This is a genomic window from Mesorhizobium sp. M0960, assembly GCF_040319055.1.
Taxonomy (GTDB): domain Bacteria; phylum Pseudomonadota; class Alphaproteobacteria; order Rhizobiales; family Rhizobiaceae; genus Mesorhizobium.
The window spans coordinates 1-18349 of record NZ_JAMYNN010000004.1; the positions used below are offsets into that span (position 1 = coordinate 1).

Annotated in this window: 25 protein-coding genes; 16 read left to right on the top strand and 9 right to left on the bottom strand. The window is 61.7% G+C overall.

Features of this window, described 5'->3' with window-relative positions; genetic code table 11:
• Window positions 1-333, top strand: a 333-nt coding sequence (locus NKH63_RS10625) for a transposase (RefSeq protein ID WP_352917839.1), incomplete at its 5' end; no start/stop codon positions are given.
• A gap of 53 nt (window positions 334-386) precedes the next feature.
• Here NKH63_RS10625 and NKH63_RS10630 read toward each other — a convergent pair.
• The 4 genes from NKH63_RS10630 to NKH63_RS10645 form a co-directional block, all read right to left on the bottom strand.
• Window positions 387-905: an SRPBCC family protein gene (locus tag NKH63_RS10630; RefSeq protein WP_023716540.1), complete on the bottom strand. Its 519-nt coding sequence runs from the start codon at window positions 903-905 to the stop codon at window positions 387-389.
• A complete protein-coding gene (locus tag NKH63_RS10635; RefSeq protein WP_023716541.1) occupies window positions 886-1248 on the bottom strand; it encodes an ArsR/SmtB family transcription factor in 363 nt (120 codons plus the stop codon). Before NKH63_RS10635 ends, NKH63_RS10630 begins: the two co-directional genes overlap by 20 nt.
• A 103-nt stretch (window positions 1249-1351) precedes the next feature.
• A complete protein-coding gene (locus tag NKH63_RS10640; RefSeq protein WP_023716542.1) occupies window positions 1352-1705 on the bottom strand; it encodes a hypothetical protein in 354 nt (117 codons plus the stop codon).
• Window positions 1706-1985: 280 nt separating this feature from the next.
• Window positions 1986-2273, bottom strand: a complete 288-nt coding sequence (locus NKH63_RS10645) for a winged helix-turn-helix transcriptional regulator (RefSeq protein ID WP_245278483.1) — start codon at window positions 2271-2273, stop codon at window positions 1986-1988.
• 194 nt (window positions 2274-2467) lie between these two features.
• On the opposite strand from NKH63_RS10645, the gene NKH63_RS10650 reads away from it, so the two are divergent.
• Window positions 2468-3322 (top strand): SDR family oxidoreductase, encoded by an 855-nt coding sequence (locus NKH63_RS10650; RefSeq protein ID WP_352917840.1) that lies wholly within the window; start codon window positions 2468-2470, stop codon window positions 3320-3322.
• A 55-nt stretch (window positions 3323-3377) separates the two neighbouring features.
• Here NKH63_RS10650 and NKH63_RS10655 read toward each other — a convergent pair whose 3' ends face one another.
• The gene (locus tag NKH63_RS10655; protein WP_352917841.1) at window positions 3378-5438 is read right to left on the bottom strand and encodes a N,N-dimethylformamidase beta subunit family domain-containing protein; all 2061 of its coding nucleotides are present in this window, start codon (window positions 5436-5438) and stop codon (window positions 3378-3380) included.
• Window positions 5439-5635: 197 nt separating this feature from the next.
• Here NKH63_RS10655 and NKH63_RS10660 point away from each other — a divergent pair, with 197 nt between their 5' ends.
• From NKH63_RS10660 to NKH63_RS10700, 9 genes are all read left to right on the top strand, one after another.
• Window positions 5636-6409 (top strand): SDR family NAD(P)-dependent oxidoreductase, encoded by a 774-nt coding sequence (locus NKH63_RS10660; RefSeq protein ID WP_023716546.1) that lies wholly within the window; start codon window positions 5636-5638, stop codon window positions 6407-6409.
• 80 nt (window positions 6410-6489) lie between these two features.
• Window positions 6490-7812 (top strand): histidinol dehydrogenase, encoded by a 1323-nt coding sequence (hisD, locus tag NKH63_RS10665; RefSeq protein ID WP_352482878.1) that lies wholly within the window; start codon window positions 6490-6492, stop codon window positions 7810-7812.
• Between the two features lie 15 nt (window positions 7813-7827).
• Window positions 7828-8850 carry a zinc-dependent alcohol dehydrogenase gene (locus NKH63_RS10670; protein ID WP_023716548.1) on the top strand — a complete coding sequence of 341 codons (1023 nt, stop codon included), beginning with the start codon at window positions 7828-7830 and terminating at the stop codon, window positions 8848-8850.
• Between the two features lie 31 nt (window positions 8851-8881).
• Window positions 8882-9613, top strand: a complete 732-nt coding sequence (gene hutC / locus NKH63_RS10675) for a histidine utilization transcriptional repressor HutC (RefSeq protein ID WP_023716549.1) — start codon at window positions 8882-8884, stop codon at window positions 9611-9613.
• Window positions 9614-9828: 215 nt separating this feature from the next.
• A complete protein-coding gene (locus tag NKH63_RS10680; RefSeq protein WP_023716550.1) occupies window positions 9829-10830 on the top strand; it encodes an ABC transporter substrate-binding protein in 1002 nt (333 codons plus the stop codon).
• A gap of 97 nt (window positions 10831-10927) precedes the next feature.
• Window positions 10928-11725: an ABC transporter permease gene (locus NKH63_RS10685; RefSeq protein WP_245278504.1), complete on the top strand. Its 798-nt coding sequence runs from the start codon at window positions 10928-10930 to the stop codon at window positions 11723-11725.
• 10 nt (window positions 11726-11735) lie between these two features.
• Window positions 11736-12518, top strand: a complete 783-nt coding sequence (locus tag NKH63_RS10690) for an ABC transporter ATP-binding protein (protein WP_352482875.1) — start codon at window positions 11736-11738, stop codon at window positions 12516-12518.
• Between the two features lie 399 nt (window positions 12519-12917).
• A complete protein-coding gene (locus tag NKH63_RS10695; protein WP_352917842.1) occupies window positions 12918-13286 on the top strand; it encodes a YciI family protein in 369 nt (122 codons plus the stop codon).
• Between the two features lie 118 nt (window positions 13287-13404).
• Window positions 13405-14661 (top strand): RNA polymerase sigma factor, encoded by a 1257-nt coding sequence (locus NKH63_RS10700; RefSeq protein ID WP_352917843.1) that lies wholly within the window; start codon window positions 13405-13407, stop codon window positions 14659-14661.
• Window positions 14662-14725: 64 nt separating this feature from the next.
• Here the strand turns inward: NKH63_RS10700 and NKH63_RS10705 are convergent, their stop codons facing one another.
• The 4 genes from NKH63_RS10705 to NKH63_RS10720 form a co-directional block, all read right to left on the bottom strand.
• Complete coding sequence (locus NKH63_RS10705; protein ID WP_352917844.1) at window positions 14726-15133, bottom strand: PIN domain-containing protein; 408 nt, start codon at window positions 15131-15133, stop codon at window positions 14726-14728.
• Window positions 15123-15353, bottom strand: a complete 231-nt coding sequence (locus NKH63_RS10710; RefSeq protein WP_023716557.1) for an AbrB/MazE/SpoVT family DNA-binding domain-containing protein — start codon at window positions 15351-15353, stop codon at window positions 15123-15125. Before NKH63_RS10710 ends, NKH63_RS10705 begins: the two co-directional genes overlap by 11 nt.
• Before the next feature lie 99 nt (window positions 15354-15452).
• A complete protein-coding gene (locus NKH63_RS10715) occupies window positions 15453-15878 on the bottom strand; it encodes a type II toxin-antitoxin system VapC family toxin (RefSeq protein ID WP_352855283.1) in 426 nt (141 codons plus the stop codon).
• Window positions 15878-16120 (bottom strand): type II toxin-antitoxin system Phd/YefM family antitoxin, encoded by a 243-nt coding sequence (locus NKH63_RS10720; RefSeq protein ID WP_352493885.1) that lies wholly within the window; start codon window positions 16118-16120, stop codon window positions 15878-15880. Before NKH63_RS10720 ends, NKH63_RS10715 begins: the two co-directional genes overlap by 1 nt.
• 198 nt (window positions 16121-16318) lie before the next feature.
• On the opposite strand from NKH63_RS10720, the gene NKH63_RS10725 reads away from it, so the two are divergent.
• The 5 genes from NKH63_RS10725 to NKH63_RS10745 all read left to right on the top strand — a co-directional run bounded on the left by NKH63_RS10725 (window position 16319) and on the right by NKH63_RS10745 (window position 18308).
• The gene (locus NKH63_RS10725; protein WP_023716560.1) at window positions 16319-16642 is read left to right on the top strand and encodes an ArsR/SmtB family transcription factor; all 324 of its coding nucleotides are present in this window, start codon (window positions 16319-16321) and stop codon (window positions 16640-16642) included.
• Window positions 16639-17049 carry an SRPBCC family protein gene (locus tag NKH63_RS10730; RefSeq protein WP_352590440.1) on the top strand — a complete coding sequence of 137 codons (411 nt, stop codon included), beginning with the start codon at window positions 16639-16641 and terminating at the stop codon, window positions 17047-17049. Before NKH63_RS10725 ends, NKH63_RS10730 begins: the two co-directional genes overlap by 4 nt.
• Window positions 17050-17123: 74 nt before the next feature.
• Window positions 17124-17516 carry a VOC family protein gene (locus NKH63_RS10735; RefSeq protein ID WP_352482865.1) on the top strand — a complete coding sequence of 131 codons (393 nt, stop codon included), beginning with the start codon at window positions 17124-17126 and terminating at the stop codon, window positions 17514-17516.
• An 86-nt stretch (window positions 17517-17602) separates the two neighbouring features.
• Window positions 17603-17833: a hypothetical protein gene (locus tag NKH63_RS10740; RefSeq protein WP_352917845.1), complete on the top strand. Its 231-nt coding sequence runs from the start codon at window positions 17603-17605 to the stop codon at window positions 17831-17833.
• A gap of 4 nt (window positions 17834-17837) precedes the next feature.
• Complete coding sequence (locus NKH63_RS10745; RefSeq protein WP_023716564.1) at window positions 17838-18308, top strand: DUF1801 domain-containing protein; 471 nt, start codon at window positions 17838-17840, stop codon at window positions 18306-18308.
• Window positions 18309-18349 lie beyond the last annotated feature (41 nt).

The following is an 18349-nucleotide window of genomic DNA, read 5'->3' on the forward strand; positions in this document are numbered from 1 at the left end:
CTTGAGGACTTCGAAGCCAGCTACTGGGGGCAGCGGTATCCGGCGATCACCCAAAGCTGGCGGCGCAATTGGCAGCACGTCGTCCCATTCTTTGCCTATCCCGAAAGCGTGCGGCGGATCATCTACACCACGAACGCCATAGAGGCGCTGAACTCCAAGCTGCGCCGCGCCGTCCGCACCCGGGGACACTTCCCCAGTGACGATGCGGCCATGAAGCTGCTATATTTGGTGCTGAACCACGCGGCCGAGGAATGGAAACGACCGCCGCGCGAATGGTTCGAGGCCAAGACCCAGTTCGCCGTCGTCTTCGGCGAAAGGTTCGTCAGCCAATGACGAAACCGGCCTCGCGCACAGAATTCCTGACAGTTCCGAGATCGACGACTTCATCACCGTCGCACGCTCGCGCCTAGCGTGACGAGAAGCTCGTCCAGTTGCTCGAACGTCTCGCCCATCGCATCCGCCGCCCCGGTGCCGGCAGCGTCGAGAGCTTCCTTTGAGGGATAGAGCTCGTGCATGACCAGCAGCGTCTTGCCACCTTTTTCCTCGAAGGTCACCGTGGTGATGGGTCCACCGTCACCACCTTCGTCATTGGTCCAGACGAGGCGCGAGTGCGGTGTCACTTCGATATACCTACCGAAGAACTCGTCAGGGTTTGAGGCATCGTGACCGAATACCAAACGGTACCTGCCCCCGACACGAACATCCATCTCGCAGGAACGCAGGAACATGCCCATCGACTTCGGTGCCCACCACCGCATGAACAGCTCGGGCTTGGTCCAAGCCTCGAACACGGTGCGTGCCGGCGCGTCAAAGGTTCGCGTAACGACCAGCTCCCGGTCGGACTTCCGTTCCACCATCGTGCGGTTCTGCATGGGGGTGGGCTCACTAGCTCTTGTTTCGTCCATCGACTTTCTCCTTCCGTTTCAATTCCTCGACAACCTTGTCCAACTCGTTGAAGCGTGCGTCCCAGAGCTGGCGGTGCCTCTCGATCCATGCCGCCTCTTCCTCCAGTGCGCGTAGGCCAAGCTTGCAGGTCCGCACGCGCCCAACCTTCTCCGTGGTGACGAGCCCCGCCTTCTCCAAGACGCCGACGTGCTTCTTCATGCCCGTGAGGGTCATGTGGAACTTTTCGGCAAGGTCCGTGATCGAGGCGTCTGCTCGTCCGAGTTGCTCCAAAACGCCGCGCCGGGTGGCGTCCGAGAGCGCGGCGAATGAGGCATCGAGGTGGGGCATTAAATACTGAACCATATGGTTCAGTATTTAACAGACGGGCTGGCGGCGTGCAAGGGGAGGCCGAGTGGGCTGCGTTGCCGGCCGCCCCTTCTGGAAATCGCAAGCGATTAGCGGATGTTCAAGTCGGAGCAGGGTCGGTGAGGAAGGGCATGATGTCCACGCCGTCTCCTGGGAAGACGGTGAAATGCGGGTGGTTCTCGAACAGGCGGGCGGCGGCATCGATGGTATCGGCCTCGACGACAATATAGCCGCAGAAAGGGTTCACGGCGTCGGCGATGCCGTCCCTGGTAACGCGCCTCGTCTTACCGACCATGCCGCCGCGATCGGGGAAAAATGCGGCATTTCTCTCCTCCCAGTCCGCCCACAGCTGTAAGCCGACGGCATCAATCGTATCCTGCTCGGGCTTAGGCAGGCTGCGAAAGCGGGCGAGGTCTTCGGGCTTCATGGTGTAGACGGCAAGAAAGCGGGGCATGCGGCGGTTTTTTCTTCGTGCTGGCAGAAGCATGCTAGCTTAGACTCCTGGTGGGCCCAAGTCACTGCGCATTACCACCCTTTGGCGCTCCGTATCTTTCAGTCCGAAATGATGACCCGAGGCTAAGGTTGGCCATCTATTTTGAACGCTGACCTGGGCGGGCGGAACTGCTCCACCACCAGATCAACACGCACATCAAGCGTCATCCTCGCTGTTAAGCGCAGGCCGAAAGTAGTGTCGACGCCACAAACTCGCGATTCTCTGATGTGCTCGCGATTCTCTAAAGAACAGAATCACCGAGCAGCAGGCGCGATCCGACCTCTACGATAGACCTGATAGCCGGCAGCAGCTCCTGCCCCAACGAGGTCAGCTCATATTCCACCGTCGGCGGCGAGGTCGCCATCACGTTGCGACCGAGGACGCCGCGCTCCTCGAGATCCCGCAGTCTGCTGGTCAGTACCTTCGCCGAAACGGCTGGGATATCGCGCCGGAGTTCCGAGAACCGACGCGGGCCTTCGCTCAGGGACCAGAGCACCTCGGGTGTCCAGCAGCCGCCAAGCAGCGCCATGCATCTCGACATGGGGCAGCCGGGGGGAGCCTTCACCTTCTTTCGCGCCTTGAGAACCATCGCACACCCTTCTCGAGGAGTTTCCAGTTGGTTACCGGAAAATGGCGGTAACCGCAAGATACGTGGTTTCCAATGGTAACGATGGCCGCTATTCGAAGACTCTCCAATCACACAACCACGAAATGGACTGAACGATGTATGCAATAACTGGAGCAACAGGACAGCTTGGCCGTCTCGTGATCGAGGCACTGCTGAAGACCATTCCCGCCGACGGGATCGTCGCGGCGGTTCGCAATCCGGCAAAGGCCAGCGATCTGGCGGAGCTCGGTGTGATCGTAAGGGAGGCGGACTACGACCGTCCCGACACGCTCGCCCCGGCCTTCGCCGGCGTCCAGAAACTGCTACTGATTTCGTCGACCGAGGTCAGCGGCCGCCTGCCGCAGCATCGGGCGGTGATCGAGGCAACCCAACGCGCCGGAGTTTCGCTGATCGCTTACACCAGCATGCTGCATGCCGACACGTCTTCCGCAACGCTCGCAATCGAGCACCGGCAGACGGAGGAGGTCATCGCGGACTCGGGCGTTCCCGCCGTCATCCTGCGCAATGGCTGGTACACCGAGAACCATCTGCTGGCGCTTCCGGCGGCTCTGGAGCACGGCGCCTTCGTCGGCGCCGCGAAAGACGGGCGTTTCTCGTCCGCAGCGCGGCGGGACTATGCCGAGGCCGCAGCCGTGGTGCTGACGACCGACGACCATGCGGGAAAGACGTACGAGCTCGCCGCAGACCAAGCCTTTACGCTCGCCGAGCTTGCGGCGGAGGTCTCGCGGCAGTCGGGCAAGGCTATCGCCTACAACGATTTTTCCCAAGCCGCCTATCAGGATGTGTTGGCGGGGGCCGGGCTGCCGGCCGACCTCGCTGCGCTTCTGGCCGATACCGACGCCGCAGCCTCACGCGGAGCGTTGTTCGATGACGGAGGCGCCCTCGGGCGGCTGATCGGTCGTCCGACCACTTCGATGCAAAGCCTCGTCGCGGCCGCATTGCGCGGTTGAAGGCCGGGCTCAGCGACTTGAGGATGCGGTCTTTCTCGTAATGAGACCAATCAGCTTATCGATTTTCTCGGCCGGGTTCTCCTTTCGTCGCGCCGAGGCGGTTAAGCAGATTAAACGTGATCCTGCCGACATCGTTCATGGCGCCTGCGGCTGGCAGCGCGCCGCACCAGGCAACCGAGCTTGCCGAAAAGATCAAGCCGCCTGCTGCGAGCTTTCGCAGGGTCATTTCGGCGCAGCGGCGGGCGATGCGTTGCGTATCCCCGCCCTCGCACCAGCGCGTCGGATCCTGGAAGAAGCTGTCGGGAAATCCCGTCGCACGCGCGATCACGACGGTGTCCGCGGATGTGCCGAGGGCTGGATCCGTCGCATCCACTTCGTAGCCCGCGGCACCGCCCAGCACGATGCCGTCCGAACCGAAGGTCGCATTTTCAACGCCTTCGAACAGCCATGCGCATCCTGCTTCATGGCTTTCGTCAGTGCGCGTGAAGGGGCGTGCGCCTTCGAATCCCATCAGTGAGATCGCGCCACCGATCAGCGAGAATTCGCCGCGGCCACGGGAGCGGAGATAGCCGCCTGGTTCGTTGGTGATCGACAGCGCTTGTTCGGCGACCGGGCCGTCCCACGTGCGGCCGGCCTCCAGCGGCGAGCGCCGCAGCTCCATCAGATCGTCCTTGAAAGCCACAGTGGCGGCGAAGCCGTTTCCGCCGAGATAGGCGATGCTGCCGCCTTCGGCCACAAACTGCCGCAGCGCCTGCTCCATCTCGATCGACATATATTCGGGATGACTGCCGGTGACGACCGCTTGGTGTCCACGCAGACCGTCTATACCGCATTCGTGCAAATCATGATCGGTCATGACGTCAAACACGATTCCATTGTCGTGGCAGAATCGGAGGAAGTGCAGATCGACCGGCAAATTGTGTGGGCAGCCGCAGAGCGGATAATCGTAATCGTCCCTGAGCGTCACTTTCGGCTTTTTGTAGGAGCAGATAGAAACGCCGCTAAGGTCGGAGTGGTAGTCGTAAAGAGACTTCAGATTGTTGGCGACCGCGAAGCGATGTCCCCGGTCGTCGCTTTTCCATTCATAAAGATGATCTGGGAGATATTCGTCCGCATAAGCGAGATAGGTGGCCGTCGGCACGAGATACAACAGCGGCGACGAAACCTGTGATGAGGTGACGAAGAACACCACGCGTTCGTAGCTATCCTCCCATTCGATCTGGAACGCGTAGACGCCTGGGCGTGCGTTTTCAGGGATTGTCACGCAGTGCGATGCCGGCCACTCAAGCGGGCCGATGTCGTCGTCGTGGCAATGGATAGCGTCGTAGTGCGACGGCACGAAGCGAGGTTCGAAGCTCGATCCGTCCCAGCGTGCCGAAGTCATGCAGAAGGCTGGCTGATTGATCACATCGAGGAGCAGCGGATCTGCTCTGCCCGACGACAGGATCGGCTGCGTTGGTAACAGCGTCGGGAAATCCCAGGCAATGGTCCCCTGCGGTGTCTCGAGCCGGATCGCGGCAAATTTCGCGTTGAGGGTAGGTTCGTGGTGGGTAGCACTTGCGCCGAAATGGATGCCGTGCGCTTGAAGGGTCCGCGCAGGGCTGCCAAAACCTTCACGAAGTTCGTAAGGCGCGAGGAGATCATGCGATTTGATCCGCAGACGCGGCTGCTCCTGCCGCAGATCCAACTCGACAGTGAGCCACACACCAGTTGGCGCCTTCCTCTCGACAAAGGTTTCGCCGCCGATTTCCAGGGCAAATGCGCCGTCGCGGAGGCGCAGCCCGAGGGCGCCTGCTTCCAGGATCGTACGCGCACCTCCGTTGCGCGTGAGGAACAGCTCAAAACGAATGCCGTGGACGGCTTGTACTTTGGCCAGTTCGCCGGCTCGCACGAACAGGAACGACCCTTGGTCGAAATGCCGATGCCGTGGTTCACCCACCGCTTCGATGGGCCAGGCCAGAAATTCCGGAGCCGGCTTGTCGAGTCGGCAAATTCGTGTGGCCTTTATCGGCCGATCGCATGACAGGCTGAGGTTGATCTGCTGGCCTGCTTTGGCACTCCAGGGGGTGGTATAACCAACCACGCTCATCGCGTCGTGGTCTACTGCGCGCTTCATCTATCCTCCCGATGAACTCCAGATGGGCTGCGGCGAACCGCGCAGACCGGTCCGATGCCGGCCAATACGCTGCCGCTCTGACAAGCAAAGTTCCGCATGGCGCACTACCGCCATGATGTACATGCTTGTATAGATAAGCTGCATTCGGATAGTCTCGACGCGATCGGTCCAAGCGCGACATTACCAAGGAGGATGACATGCGCAACGCATCTCTCTTCGACCTGTCAGGCAGGAAGGCGCTTGTAACCGGCGCAAGCCGTGGCATCGGGCGCAGCATCGCCGAGGCGCTCAGCGCAGCCGGCGCCGACGTCGCGATCACGGCGCGCAGCGTGGCCTCGCTCGAGGAGACGGTGGCCGCCATCCGCACTGCCGGCGGGGCCGCGCATGCCATCGCCCTGGACGTCACCGATGTCGACCAATGCCGGGCGGCGACAGCCGAGGCCGGCAGCCTGCTCGGAGGTCTCGATATTCTCGTCAACAATGCGGGTGTGGAAGAGGTCCGGCCCTCGCTCGATGTCGACGAGGCCTTGTGGGACAGGATTGTCGATACGAATCTCAAAGGCGCCTTCTTCTGCGCCCAAGCCGCCGCGCGGCAGATGAGAGACGCCGGACGGCCCGGCGTCATTATCAATCTCTGCTCGTTGACCTCCGAGGTCGGGATTCCCACGGCGGTGCCTTACGGCTCGTCGAAATCAGGCCTCCTCGGCATGACGCGGGCGCTTGCGGCGGAGTGGGCCGATCTCGGGATCCGGGTCAACGCCATCGCGCCTGGCTATTTCAGGACAGCGATGACAGACGTGTTCTACAGCAACGAGGCATGGCAGCAATCGATGCTCGCCAAGATTCCGCAGCGCCGTTTTGGTGATCTCTCGGACCTGCACGGAATCGCGGTGTTCCTCGCTTCGGATGCGGCAGCCTACATAACGGGCCAGTCCATTCCCGTGGATGGAGGCTTTCTCGCATCGATTTGAAGGCTTCAGGGACTGGAGACGTGTCCCAGAAGTGATCGACAAGCGCTAACCGTGATTGCGTACTAAGAAAAGGAGCCGCCATGTCTGACGTCAGCTTCCACCGCCTGTCATCCCTCAGTGTCGATCAGCGCGCCAATTTACTTAAACGCGCCGAAGGAGATCTGTCTTCCTTCATCGAAAAGGTCCGTCCAATCATCCAGGCCGTCAAGAATGAAGGTGACGCGGCCTTGCTCCGGTTTGCGCGCGAGCTCGACAAAGCCGATGTTGCCGACGGTGGACTGAAAGCTTCGGAAGCGGAGTTCGATGCGGCATTCGACAAGGTCGACAAGGATGTCGTGGAGAGTATCCGGTTTGGCATCGAGAACATAAGGCATTTCCACGAGGAGCAGCGCCCGGAGACGATGTGGCTCAAGGAAGTTCGGCCTGGCGCCTATGCGGGTGACCGATACACACCGATCGCTTCGGTTGCGCTTTATGTTCCGCGCGGCAAAGGCGCCTTCCCCTCGGTGACGATGATGACCTCGGTTCCGGCGGTGATTGCCGGGGTTCCGCAGATCGCGATCGTGACGCCTGCGACTTCGGATGGTTCCGTCGATGCCGCGACGCTGGTTGCCGCCCGCCTCGCCGGCGTGGAGACCGTGTACAAGTGCGGCGGCGCCCATGCGGTTGCCGCTGTCGCCTATGGAACCGAGACTGTGAAGCCCGCCGTCAAGATCGTCGGACCGGGGAGCCCGTGGGTAGTGGCGGCAAAGAGCGTGTTGTCCCCGATCGTCAACACGGGTCTCCCCGCCGGTCCGTCCGAAGCGATCATCTTTGCCGATGACAGCATCGACGGCGGCCTGGCCGCTCTTGACCTGTTGATCGAGGCCGAGCACGGGCCGGATTCGTCCGCCTATCTGGTGACGCACAGCCGCAAGGTCGCCGAAGCCGCGTTGATTGCGATACCGGAACACTGGTCCCGGATGACCGAACAGCGCGTGGAGTTCTCGCGCGCCGTGCTCACCGGAAAACGCGGCGGTATTGTGCTGACCGAATCGCTGGAGGACAGCTACCGCTTCATCAACGACTATGCGCCGGAGCATCTCGAGATTCTGTCAACGGAGCCATTTGCGCATCTCGGACGTATCACAGAAGCCGCCGAGATCCTCATGGGGCCGCATACCCCGGTGACCCTCGCCAACTTCGTCCTCGGGCCCAATGCGGTGCTGCCGACCAGCCGGTGGGCGCGAACCTTCGGACCGCTTTCTGTGACGGATTTCGTCAAGAGATCATCAGTCGGCTATGTGACCTCGGCCGCCTATCCGGAACTCGCACTGCATGCCCGCAGGCTCGCCCGTTACGAAGGGTTCAGCTCGCACGAGAACGCGGTTTCGGAGATCCGCGATCGCTATCTCGCCGGCTGAGCGGAAACGATGATGATGAGGGCGGCACGACTCCATGGACCCGGCGACTTGCGCGTCGAGAATATCGCCGCGCCAGGCGCTCCCGAGGTGGGCTGGGTGAAGCTGAGGGTCGATGCCGCAGGCATCTGCGGTTCCGATCTCCACAACTTCCGCACGGGCCAGTGGATAAGCCGGTCGCCTTCGACGGCAGGCCATGAACTGACAGGCACGGTGATCGCCATCGGCGAGGGCGTGGACACCGTCGCTGTTGGCGACCGAGTGGTCGCCGATTCCCGCTTCTGGTGCGGAGAGTGCGCGCAATGCCATGCAGGCAGGCGGCATCTTTGCACGTCGCTGGGCTTTGTTGGCGAAATATGCGACGGCGGATTTGCCGAACAAGCGGTCCTGCCCGCACGCCTGCTGCACGTCGTCGATACCGCGCTTGACGAACGGGTCGCGGCGATGGCCGAGCCGCTGGCTGTAGCGTTGCATGCAGTGCGGCGTCTGCCGAAAACGGTCGGCTCCGTTCTTGTCGTCGGCTGCGGCACCATTGGCGGTCTTGCCGCGCTGCTGCTCTCTCGAACCTTCGCAGGTACCGTGCTCGTCGCCGATCGCAACCCTGGCCGATGCGCCCGGGTGGCGCGGGTGACAGACGCCAGCATCGTCGACTTGAACCGGGACGCCATTGCCGCGGCGACCGCGGATGCCCCCTTGCTCGCTGCCGTCGAAGCGACCGGCAGCATCGCAGCACTCAGCCAGCTGCTCGGCGTTCTCGATGCCGGCGGCATCGTTGCGATGGTCGGCATATTCCATGGGCGCCTCGATATCGATCCCAACATCCTGGTTGAACGCGAAATCACATTGCTGGGATGCCACGCCTTTGCAGATGAGCTTCCCGACGCCATCCGGATGCTTGGCGAATTGACCGAGCCCATGGTCGAACTGATCGACCGCGAGATCGGTCTGGATGATGTTCCCGCAGCCTATGAGCGGCTGTTGGCGGGGCAGGGCGATGGCTTGAAAACAATCATCCGGATGCGGTCTGCCGGGCGCGTGTGATTTCCGAACATTGCCGGAAAGGATTTTTGAAATGATCTCTTTGCCCGACACCGCCAGCCCTCTTTACGAGAAGGTCAAGGACTACATCCTGACGAACATCGGAACGGGGCGATGGAGCAAGGATCGGAAGCTGCCGTCCGAAAATGAATTCGTGGCGACACTCGGCGTGTCTCGGATGACGGTTCATCGTGCCTTGCGGGAGTTGACCTCTGCGGGTTTTCTGATCCGGCTCCAGGGCGTCGGCACATTCATCGCGCCACCTCGACCGCAATCCGCACTGATCGAGATCAACAACATCGCGGCGGAAATTGTCGCGCGGGGAAACAGGCATCGCTCCGCGGTTATCGTCCTCGAAGAGATCATGCCGACAAAGGAACTCGCGCTTTCGTTCGAGTTCGCAAAGCGCGCGTCGATCTATCATTCCATTGTCGTCAACTTCGAGAACGACCTGCCTGTGCAACTGGAAGAGCGCTTCGTCAACCCGGGCCTGATACCCGACTATGACAAGCAGGATTTTTCCAGGACAGCGACCTACGACTATCTCATGCAGAAAACCCCGGTGACGGAGGTCGAGCATATCATTTCGGCGACCCCTGCCGATGCCGAAACGGCGCGGCATCTGGGCATCGATGCGGGCAGCTGCTGCCTGCTTCTGCATCGCCGGACATGGACGGGCGCCGTCGTTGCCACGATCAGCAAGCTGACTTACGTTGGAAGCCGCTACTCGCTTGGCAGTCGGTATTCTCCGTCCAAAAAAACCTGATCGCAGTGAAGCGATTCAGAGAGGTCTGACTTGTATATGCATGTATGTATTTAGCCTTGACATCCGCTGTTGCTGACGTTGAAGTGTCGTCGCACTTCGGTTGAACTGACGCTAAGATGCCGAGGCACGGTGCCGCAAGAGCAGAAGCCCGCATTCTCACCAGGCCGGATGTTTGGTTCAAAAAAAGCGGCCTGATCATCAAGGGGAACAAGACGATGCGTAACCTAGCAGGACAATTTCGGGCACTCGTTATGGCCGCTGCCGTCGGGTTCGCCCCGGCGGCCTACGCGGCCGATACAACCATTCCGGCGACGCCTGAGGCAGGAACATTCAAGATCGGCATCGAGCCATGGCTTGGCTATGGCCAGTGGCATGTCGCCGAAGCCAAGGGACTGTTCAAGGCAAGCGGGCTGTCCGACGTTCAGATCGTGAACTTCGCCGAGGACAAGGACATCAACGCCGCCTTGGCCAGCGGCCAGCTCGATGCCGCCAATATCGCGACCCACACGGCCATGGGCATGGTTGCGGCCGGCCTGCCGGTGAAGATCGTGCTTCTGCTCGACGTCAGCATGACGGCTGATGCCATGATCGCCGGCAAGGACATCGCCTCCGTCGCTGACCTCAAGGGAAAGCAGGTCGCTTTCGAGGAAGGCACGACGAGCGACATCCTGCTCAAATACGCGCTGGCCAAGAACGGCATGTCCATCGCCGATGTCCAGCCGGTTCCGATGCCGGCGGCGGATGCCGGCAGTGCGTTGATCGCTGGCCAGGTGCCGGTCGCGGTTACCTATGAGCCCTATCTCACCGCGGCCAGGGCGCAGAACAAGGATGTCAAGCTGCTCTTCACCGCGGGCGAAGATCCCGGCCTGATCAGCGACGTGTTCGTGGTGCGCGATGAGGTGATCAAGTCGCGTCCCGGCCAGGTGCTTGCCATGATCAAGACCTGGGATGCGGCCCTGAAGGCCTACAACGCCGACACGCCCGACGGCCGGGCGATCATCTCCAAGGCGGTCGGTTCGAGCGTCGAAGACCTCAACACCGCCTTTGATGGCGTGCGTTACTATACTCTCGCCGAAAACAAGGATGCGCTGACGGGCGAATTTTCCACCAAGACATTCGCCGATGTCGAGGCGGCCGCCAAGAACGCCGGGCTGCTTCAGGCGGACGTGACGCCGGAGCAGATGATCGACCCGTCATTCGTCAAGGCCGCGAAATGACGAGGGCCGGCTCGCGGTGGTGACGCAAATGTCCGAGCAGCGTGCGACCAAGCCAAGCCCGTCTCACGCAGCACCGGGGCCGGTGACCAAACAGCCGATGCGCCGTCGCCGATCCTCCGGGATCGGCGCGCCTATCGCACGCTCGCGCTTCCTGATGATAGCGGTGGCCGTCTTTGCCGGCCTCGGCCTCGCCTGGTGGGCGGCAACGGGGCTTGGGCTGGTAAAGCCGATTTTCCTGCCCTCGCCGGGAAGCGTGGTGACCCAACTCGGCAAGCTCGCGGGTGACGGCACGCTGTGGCTGGATCTCAGGACCTCGATATACCGTATTTCCATTGGCTTCCTCATCGCCTCGGCCCTGGCAATTCCGATTGGCGTGCTGATCGGCAGCTTCAGGACCTGGGAAGCGGCGATCGAGCCGCTTGTGGATTTCATCCGCTACATGCCGGTGGTCGCGTTCGTGCCCCTCTCCATCCTGTGGTCCGGGACGGGCGATGCGCAGAAGTTCCTGATCATCTTCATCGGCACCTTCTTCCAGCAGGTGCTGATGATCATGGACAATGTGAAGCGGGTTCCCGCTGATTTCATTGGCCTTGGCAGGACGCTCGGCCTGCCGGATCGCAAGATCCTGACGCGCATCGTGGTTCCCAGCGCCTTGCCAGGCATCTGGGATACGCTGCGCATCAGTCTCGGCTGGGCATGGACCTGGCTGGTGTTGGCGGAACTTGTCGCGGCGACATCAGGCCTCGGCTACCGCATCACCGTGTCCCAGCGCTATTTCCAGACAAACACCATCATCGGCTACATCCTGCTGCTGGGCGTGCTTGGTCTCATCACCGACCAGGTCATGAAGGCACTGGGAAAAGTGTTGTTCCGGCAGGAGGGCCACGTGCAATGAGGCCGGGCCGATGAGTTTGCCCAAATTGGGGATCAAAGGTCTCCACAAGAGCTTCGGCACGGGCGCGCGGCGCACGGAAGTGTTGCGCGATATCAATCTCGATCTTGCCGACAACGAGTTCGTCTCGCTGGTAGGCACGTCGGGTTGCGGCAAGAGCACGCTGCTGTCGATCGTTGCCGGACTGCAGGATTTCGACGCAGGAGATCTTGCCATCGATGGCTCGCCGATCCTGCAGCCGGGTCTCGACCGCGGCGTCGTCTTCCAGTCCTACACCCTGCTTCCCTGGCTGACGGCGCAGCAGAATATCGAGTTCGCGCTCAAGGCCGCGGGTCATGATCGCGCGACCTGCCGCAGGATAGCACGCGAGCATCTCGATCTGGTCAAGCTCCCGCACAGCGCCAATCGCTATCCGTCTGAGCTTTCGGGCGGCATGAAGCAACGTGTGGCTATAGCGCGTGCTCTTTCCTATCGACCCAAAATGCTTCTGATGGACGAGCCCTTTGGCGCGCTCGATGCCTTGACCAGGCATCATATGCAGGAACTCCTGACGCAGATCTGGGAGGAGCACAGGCTGACCGTGCTTTTCGTCACCCATGATGTGGAAGAGGCGGTCTACTTGTCGGACCGCATCGTTGTGATGGGGATCGGCCCGGGACGCATCATGCAGACCTTCAATGTCGACATCGAGCGCCCGCGCCGGGAAGAGGTCATGGAAACCCCGGCTTTCATGGATTTGCAGCGCAGCGTGCACAAGGCGATCCGCGAGGCTTCAAAACGTCCCGAAATGGTTTAGGCGGGTCACTCATGCGTGTCAGGTCCAAGAGCAGCGCAACGAACGCGGCTGGGCGCGGGGATCGTCTCGGAAGACGGAGTTTCAGCCGGATGACGCCTGATGCCGCTACGGATTGCCGATCACAAGCCGGTTCACAGGTTCATTCGCGGCCGTCTGAAGAGTAGCAGGAGCTTCGCCCGATCAAGGCGTTCATGAAACTCGTGTTCGAGCTTGTGACTCGGGCGCCCGTCAAGCGCCCAATCTCAATATCGCACCGTCGCGATTCCTGACCCGGAAGCGGCCATTGGCGTCCCGCGCCTCAACCGTCGAAAAAAATTTGCAGGACAATGTCGATTTCCTAAACTCCGTTCGTCGTTCCGATGCCGGCCTATGAGGCCGGCTCAAACAAGGAGACAGACGATGCGTGTGATGGTGCTCGTGAAGGCTACCGAGGACAGCGAAAAGGGCTTTCTCCCCACGCCCGAGGCTAAGGAGGCGATGGAGGCGATGGGCAGATTTAACGATGAGCTGCGCAATGCCGGCATCTTGCTCGACGCCGACGGCCTCAAGCCCTCCTCGCAGGGCAAGCGCGTTGCGTTTGATGGTTCCCGCCGCACCGTCATCGACGGGCCTTTCGCCGAGGCCCGCGAGCTGGTCGCCGGCTTTTGGCTTTGGGAAGTCAAGGATATGGACGAGGCGGTCGCCTGGGTGAAGCGCTGCCCCAATCCCATGCCGGGACCGAGCGAGATCGAAATCCGGCCGCTGTACGAGATGGCTGATTGGCAATGAAAATCTGATGCCGGAGGTCACGGAAATCCATGACCGAACGCGCGAGAAGCTCAGCGGCAACCGAGACTGTCGGCCGCAATCTGCTTGCCTCCGTTATGGCTTTGGCCGACAAGGCAGCATGACTGCAGGCGAGACGCACCAGGCGATCGAAGCGATTTTTCGCATTGAACGGGCCCGACTCATCGCGGGTCTGGTCCGCCTCGTGCGCAATGTCGACCTTGCAGAGGAACTGGTGCAAGACGCCCTGGTCATAGCCCTGTCCGAATGGTCCAAGGCCGGCGTGCCGGCCAATCCCGGCGCTTGGCTGATGACGGTCGCCAAACGCCGCGCCATCGACGCGATCCGTCGCGACAAGATGCGCGGGCGCAAGCATGAGGAGATCGCGCGGGAGCTTGACGGCGAGTGCAACGGCGCGGCCGAGGTGATCGAAATGGCCATCAACGACGATCTTGGCGACGAGCTGCTGGGCCTCATCTTCACAGCCTGCCACCCCGTACTTTCGGCCGACGCCCGCGCGGCGCTCACGCTGCGTGTCATCGGCGGTCTGACGACGGACGAGATCGCCCGTGCTTTCCTGTCGAGCGAGGTGACGATCGCCCAGCGCATCGTCCGCGCAAAGAAGACGATCGGAAAGGCCGGGCTCAGCTTTGAGGTGCCGCGCGGTGCCGAGCGTGCGGCGCGTCTGTCCTCGGTGCTGGAGGTCATCTATCTCATCTTCAATGAAGGCTATGCTGCCACGGCCGGCGACGACCTTGTCCGGCCGGGCCTGTGCCTGGAGGCACAACGGCTGGGCCGTATGCTGGCGGGGCTGATGCCCGAGGATGCCGAAGTGTTCGGCCTGCTGGCTCTGATGGAAATCCAGGCATCGCGCCTGCCCGCACGCATCGGGCCGGACGGCGCCCTCTTGACCCTGACCGAGCAAAACCGTGCACGCTGGGACCAACTGCTGATCCGCCGAGGCCTTGACGCGCTGGCCCGCGCCGAAGCTCTCGGGGGCGATGGCCCCTATGCGTTACAAGCCGCGCTTGCAGCCTGCCATGCGCGGGCGCGCAGTCCGGCCGATACCGATTGGCCCCGCATCGCAGCGCTCTACGACCGGCTGCGAGCAGTGATGCCCTCGCCGGTGGTCGATCTCAATCGAGCGGTCGCCCACAGCATGGCCTTCGGGCCTGAGGCGGGCCTGCGGCTGGTAGACGAGATTGCCGGCGCCGCCGCCCTGCGCAACTATGCGCCATTGCCGGCAGCGAGGGGCGACTTTCTGTTTCGGGCCGGCCGGCTGGCCGAGGCCCGCGCCGAATTCGAGGCGGCGGCCAAGCTCACCCGCAACGCGCGGGAAGCGGCCTTTCTCCTCGCCCGCGCCGACGCTTGTGGTTGAAGCATCGCCCTCGGTGCCTGAAACGCCGCTCGGCAAGGCCGAAAGCCGCCTTCAATGAGCGAGATCAACCCGCAACGCGAAAGGGATTAACGATGCGCAAGCCATGGCCGAGCGCCATTCCGTGCTGCATATCCTCTGACAAAAGTGTATCGCAGCCAGCGTGAATCGCCGCGGACGCGATCATCGCGTCATAGGTAGAAAGGCTGTACCGCTCGGCGAGCCTCAATCCTGTTTCGTGGGTCTCGAGCGTGAGCGGATGAACCGTCAACAGGCCGCGCAGCGTGGTCAGCAGCGCATGCGTGTCGGTCCATGACATTTGCATCTTCCGACGCGCGACGTTGGCGAGTTCATTGAGAACCTGCACGCTGATCGCCCCGCCAGCAGCGATGGCCGCCTCGGCCCGATCAGCCTTCGCCGTATCGCTTGACGCGATATAAAGTAGGACATTGGTATCAAAAAAACTAACGGGCATTCGCCTTGTCCCGATCGAATTTGAAGTCAGCGGGGAGCCGACCACGGAAGGCGCGGAGACGCTTCAGCAACTCCTCGCGCCCGGGCTTCCGCGCGACGCCAAGCTGGCGGGCGTCAGCGACATGGATTTCGATCTCATCGCCTTCCCTGAGTTCAAGCGCTTCGACCACAGCGGCGGGAAGGCGGACCGCAAGACTGTTTCCCCATTTGGCGACCTGCATGCCACTTCCTCTCTTAGATATACGCTAGAGAAATGTATATCCAGAAGTGGTCGAGATCAAGGCAACTCGGGACATATGCATTTGAAGAAGGAGCCTTGATTATGCCAGCAACTGCGTCGGCACGCCGAGTATCGGTCCTGCCTCGGCGAGCCGCTGGTCGAGGGTTCGCACCGTGGCGCCATGCTCGGATGCCGTCGCGAGGTGCAGGGCGTCGCCAGCACGAAGCCCGAGCGTATGCTGATCGGCGAATTTCGCGGCGACCCGAAAATGCCCGCCCGTCACCGGCAGCACGGTGAAGCTCTCGGCGACCAGCTTGTTGAACATCGCGAGCGCTGCTGCGCGCTGCTCCAGGTCCATCTGTCCGGTCCGAAGCTTGATCGCCATGGCGGAGGACATCTCGGTGATGGTCCAGTCGCTGATCACAAGTTGCGCTGGGTCCTGCTCCGCCAGCCAGCCCTGAACGCGCGCGGTCATGGCTTCGTTGGATAGCGCTGCTACGATCAGCGAAGTGTCGAGATAAAGCATCAATAGCGATCGCCATCTCGCATCGATCGCACCAGATCGGCGGCGGCCTGAGCCTGCAGAGGCATGGTTGCGGTCAGGGATTGGAGCAGGACGGCGTCGATCCGCCTGCGGGGGCGGGCCACGGCCGTGAGTCGGGCGACCGGCTTGCCACGCCGGGTGATGTCGATCGAGTCTCCAGCCTCGACCCGGTCGACGAGCTCGCTCAGATGTGCCTTGGCGTCCGCCAGATTGACCACGTCCATGTCACGCTCCTGACCATGTAGATGGTCATATAGCGCATCACGCTTGACGATTCCAGCGCAGAGTACGGCGAATGAGCAACTGGCTGCGTGAGCGAAGCAGGTGATCGCTCCTCAACGAGAATTATGCCGCTTTCCGCTTGACTAATACATATCCCAATGGTTATACATCGATCAATAGCCGAAGGGTTATCGATCTCAATGCCAAACGCTCACGATGTACTCTTCAGAACGCTTGCCGATCCGACTCGGCGCGCTATTTTTGAGCGACTGTGTCGCGAAGGAGAGCAGACGGTCGGGGCTCTGACGGCTCAGGCCGGGATCTCGCAACCGGCCGTGTCGAAGCATCTCGGGGTTTTGAGGCAGGCGGGGCTGGTGCGCGACCGCCATGCAGGACGACAGACCCACTATAGCGCGCAGCTTGCTGCGCTTGCCCCCCTGATCGACTGGACAAGCCAGATGACCGGGTTCTGGCAGAGCCGGTTCGACGACCTCGAAGACCTGCTCAAAAGGATGGACCAGTGAACCGAACGTCGACCGAAACACTCTCCGTCGTTGTCGAACGGGAGATCGCTTATCCGCCCGAGAAGATCTGGCGCGCGCTCACGCAACCACACTTGATCGAGGAGTGGCTCATGAAAAACGACTTCAAGCCTGTCGCGGACCACCGTTTTAATCTTCACGCAGCCTGGGGCTCCGTCGAATGTCAGGTCCAGACGGTCGAGCCGAACAGAACGCTGACTTACACGTGGGATACCAAGGATCTCAAGAGTGTCGTCTCCTGGACCCTCACCCCCACGAGTACCGGGGTCCGCTTGCGCATGGAGCAGTCGGGCTTCCGGCCGGATCAGCAGCCTTACTTCCGGGGTGCCAAAGTCGGCTGGCCGAGGTTCTTTGACGATCTGGAGCAGGTTCTGGCGCGGACGGACTGAGGTCCGCGGGCGCTATTCAAGCACGGGCTCTGTTACAGAGCGGCAGATGGCGGGGCGATAATGGAGGCAAGCCAATGAAGATCAAGTTGACCAAAGTATACGTGGATGACCAGGAAAAGGCTCTGGGCTTTTACACCGAAACGCTCGGCTTTACGAAGAAGGCCGATTTCAGCAATGGGCCGTTTCGCTGGCTGACCGTCGCATCACCCGACGAGCCGGACGGTGCCGAGCTGCAACTCGCGCTCAATGACAACCCGGCCGCAAAGACCTACCAGAAAGCCATGTTCCAGCAGGGCCAGCCCGCGGTCATGTTCTTCAGCGACAACATCAAGAGCGACTACGAGCGTATCAAAGCGCGCGGCGCCGAATTCACCATGCCGCCGACCGAAGTAACCGGCTCGACCATCGCCCAGCTGAACGACGGCTGCGGCAATGTCGTTCAAATCACCCAGCTGGCGCGCTGGTAAGGCACGCGTTCAGTGGCGTGGCTGCCCGGCGGGAGTCGCCAAACGGGCCGCCGATCCGCTTCGGTTCGTCTTCAGAGGAGGTCTCAATGGATTGGAACAAATGGGTTCGGCAGATCCACCGCTGGCTGTCGATTATCTTTGCGGCGGTCGTCGCCGCTATCTTCATCAGCCTGGGAGCAGGCAAGGAACCCGCCTACTGGGTATACCTTTTGCCGCTGTTTCCGCTCGGCTTGCTCCTGCTTACCGGTCTGTACATGATCGTGCTGCCTTACGCTCCCAAGTGGCGCAACGCAGGGGGCACCGGCGCATTGGAGTGAACGCATGGCCAACAAGACGTCCATCAGGTCATTGGCGGTCGCGAAGAAGCCCGCCGCCAACCCTGCCGCTGCCAAGCCGGTCCTCCTCGCAGGCGGCAACCCGCAGATAGCGAAGGCCGATGGCGACGCCCCTGTGCAAGCCTACATCGCGGCCATGCCGGGCTGGAAACGCGACGTCGGGCGCCGCCTCGACGCGCTCATCGTGCGCAGCGTGCCCAACGTGCGCAAGGCCGTCAAATGGAACTCGCCCTTCTATGGCGTAGAGGGTCAAGGCTGGTTCCTCAACTTCCATTGCTTCACAAAGTACATCAAGCTGGCTTTCTTCCGCGGCGCGTCGCTGCATCCTGTCCCTCCAGGCGAGTCCAAGCACAAGGACGTGCGCTACCTCGATATCCGCCAGGACGACCAGCTGGACGAAACTCAACTGGCCGCCTGGGTGAAGCAAGCCAGCCAATTGCCGGGCGAGCGAATGTGAGTGGGAATGCCAGTCATTCCCGCAAACCAGGTGCCGACTAG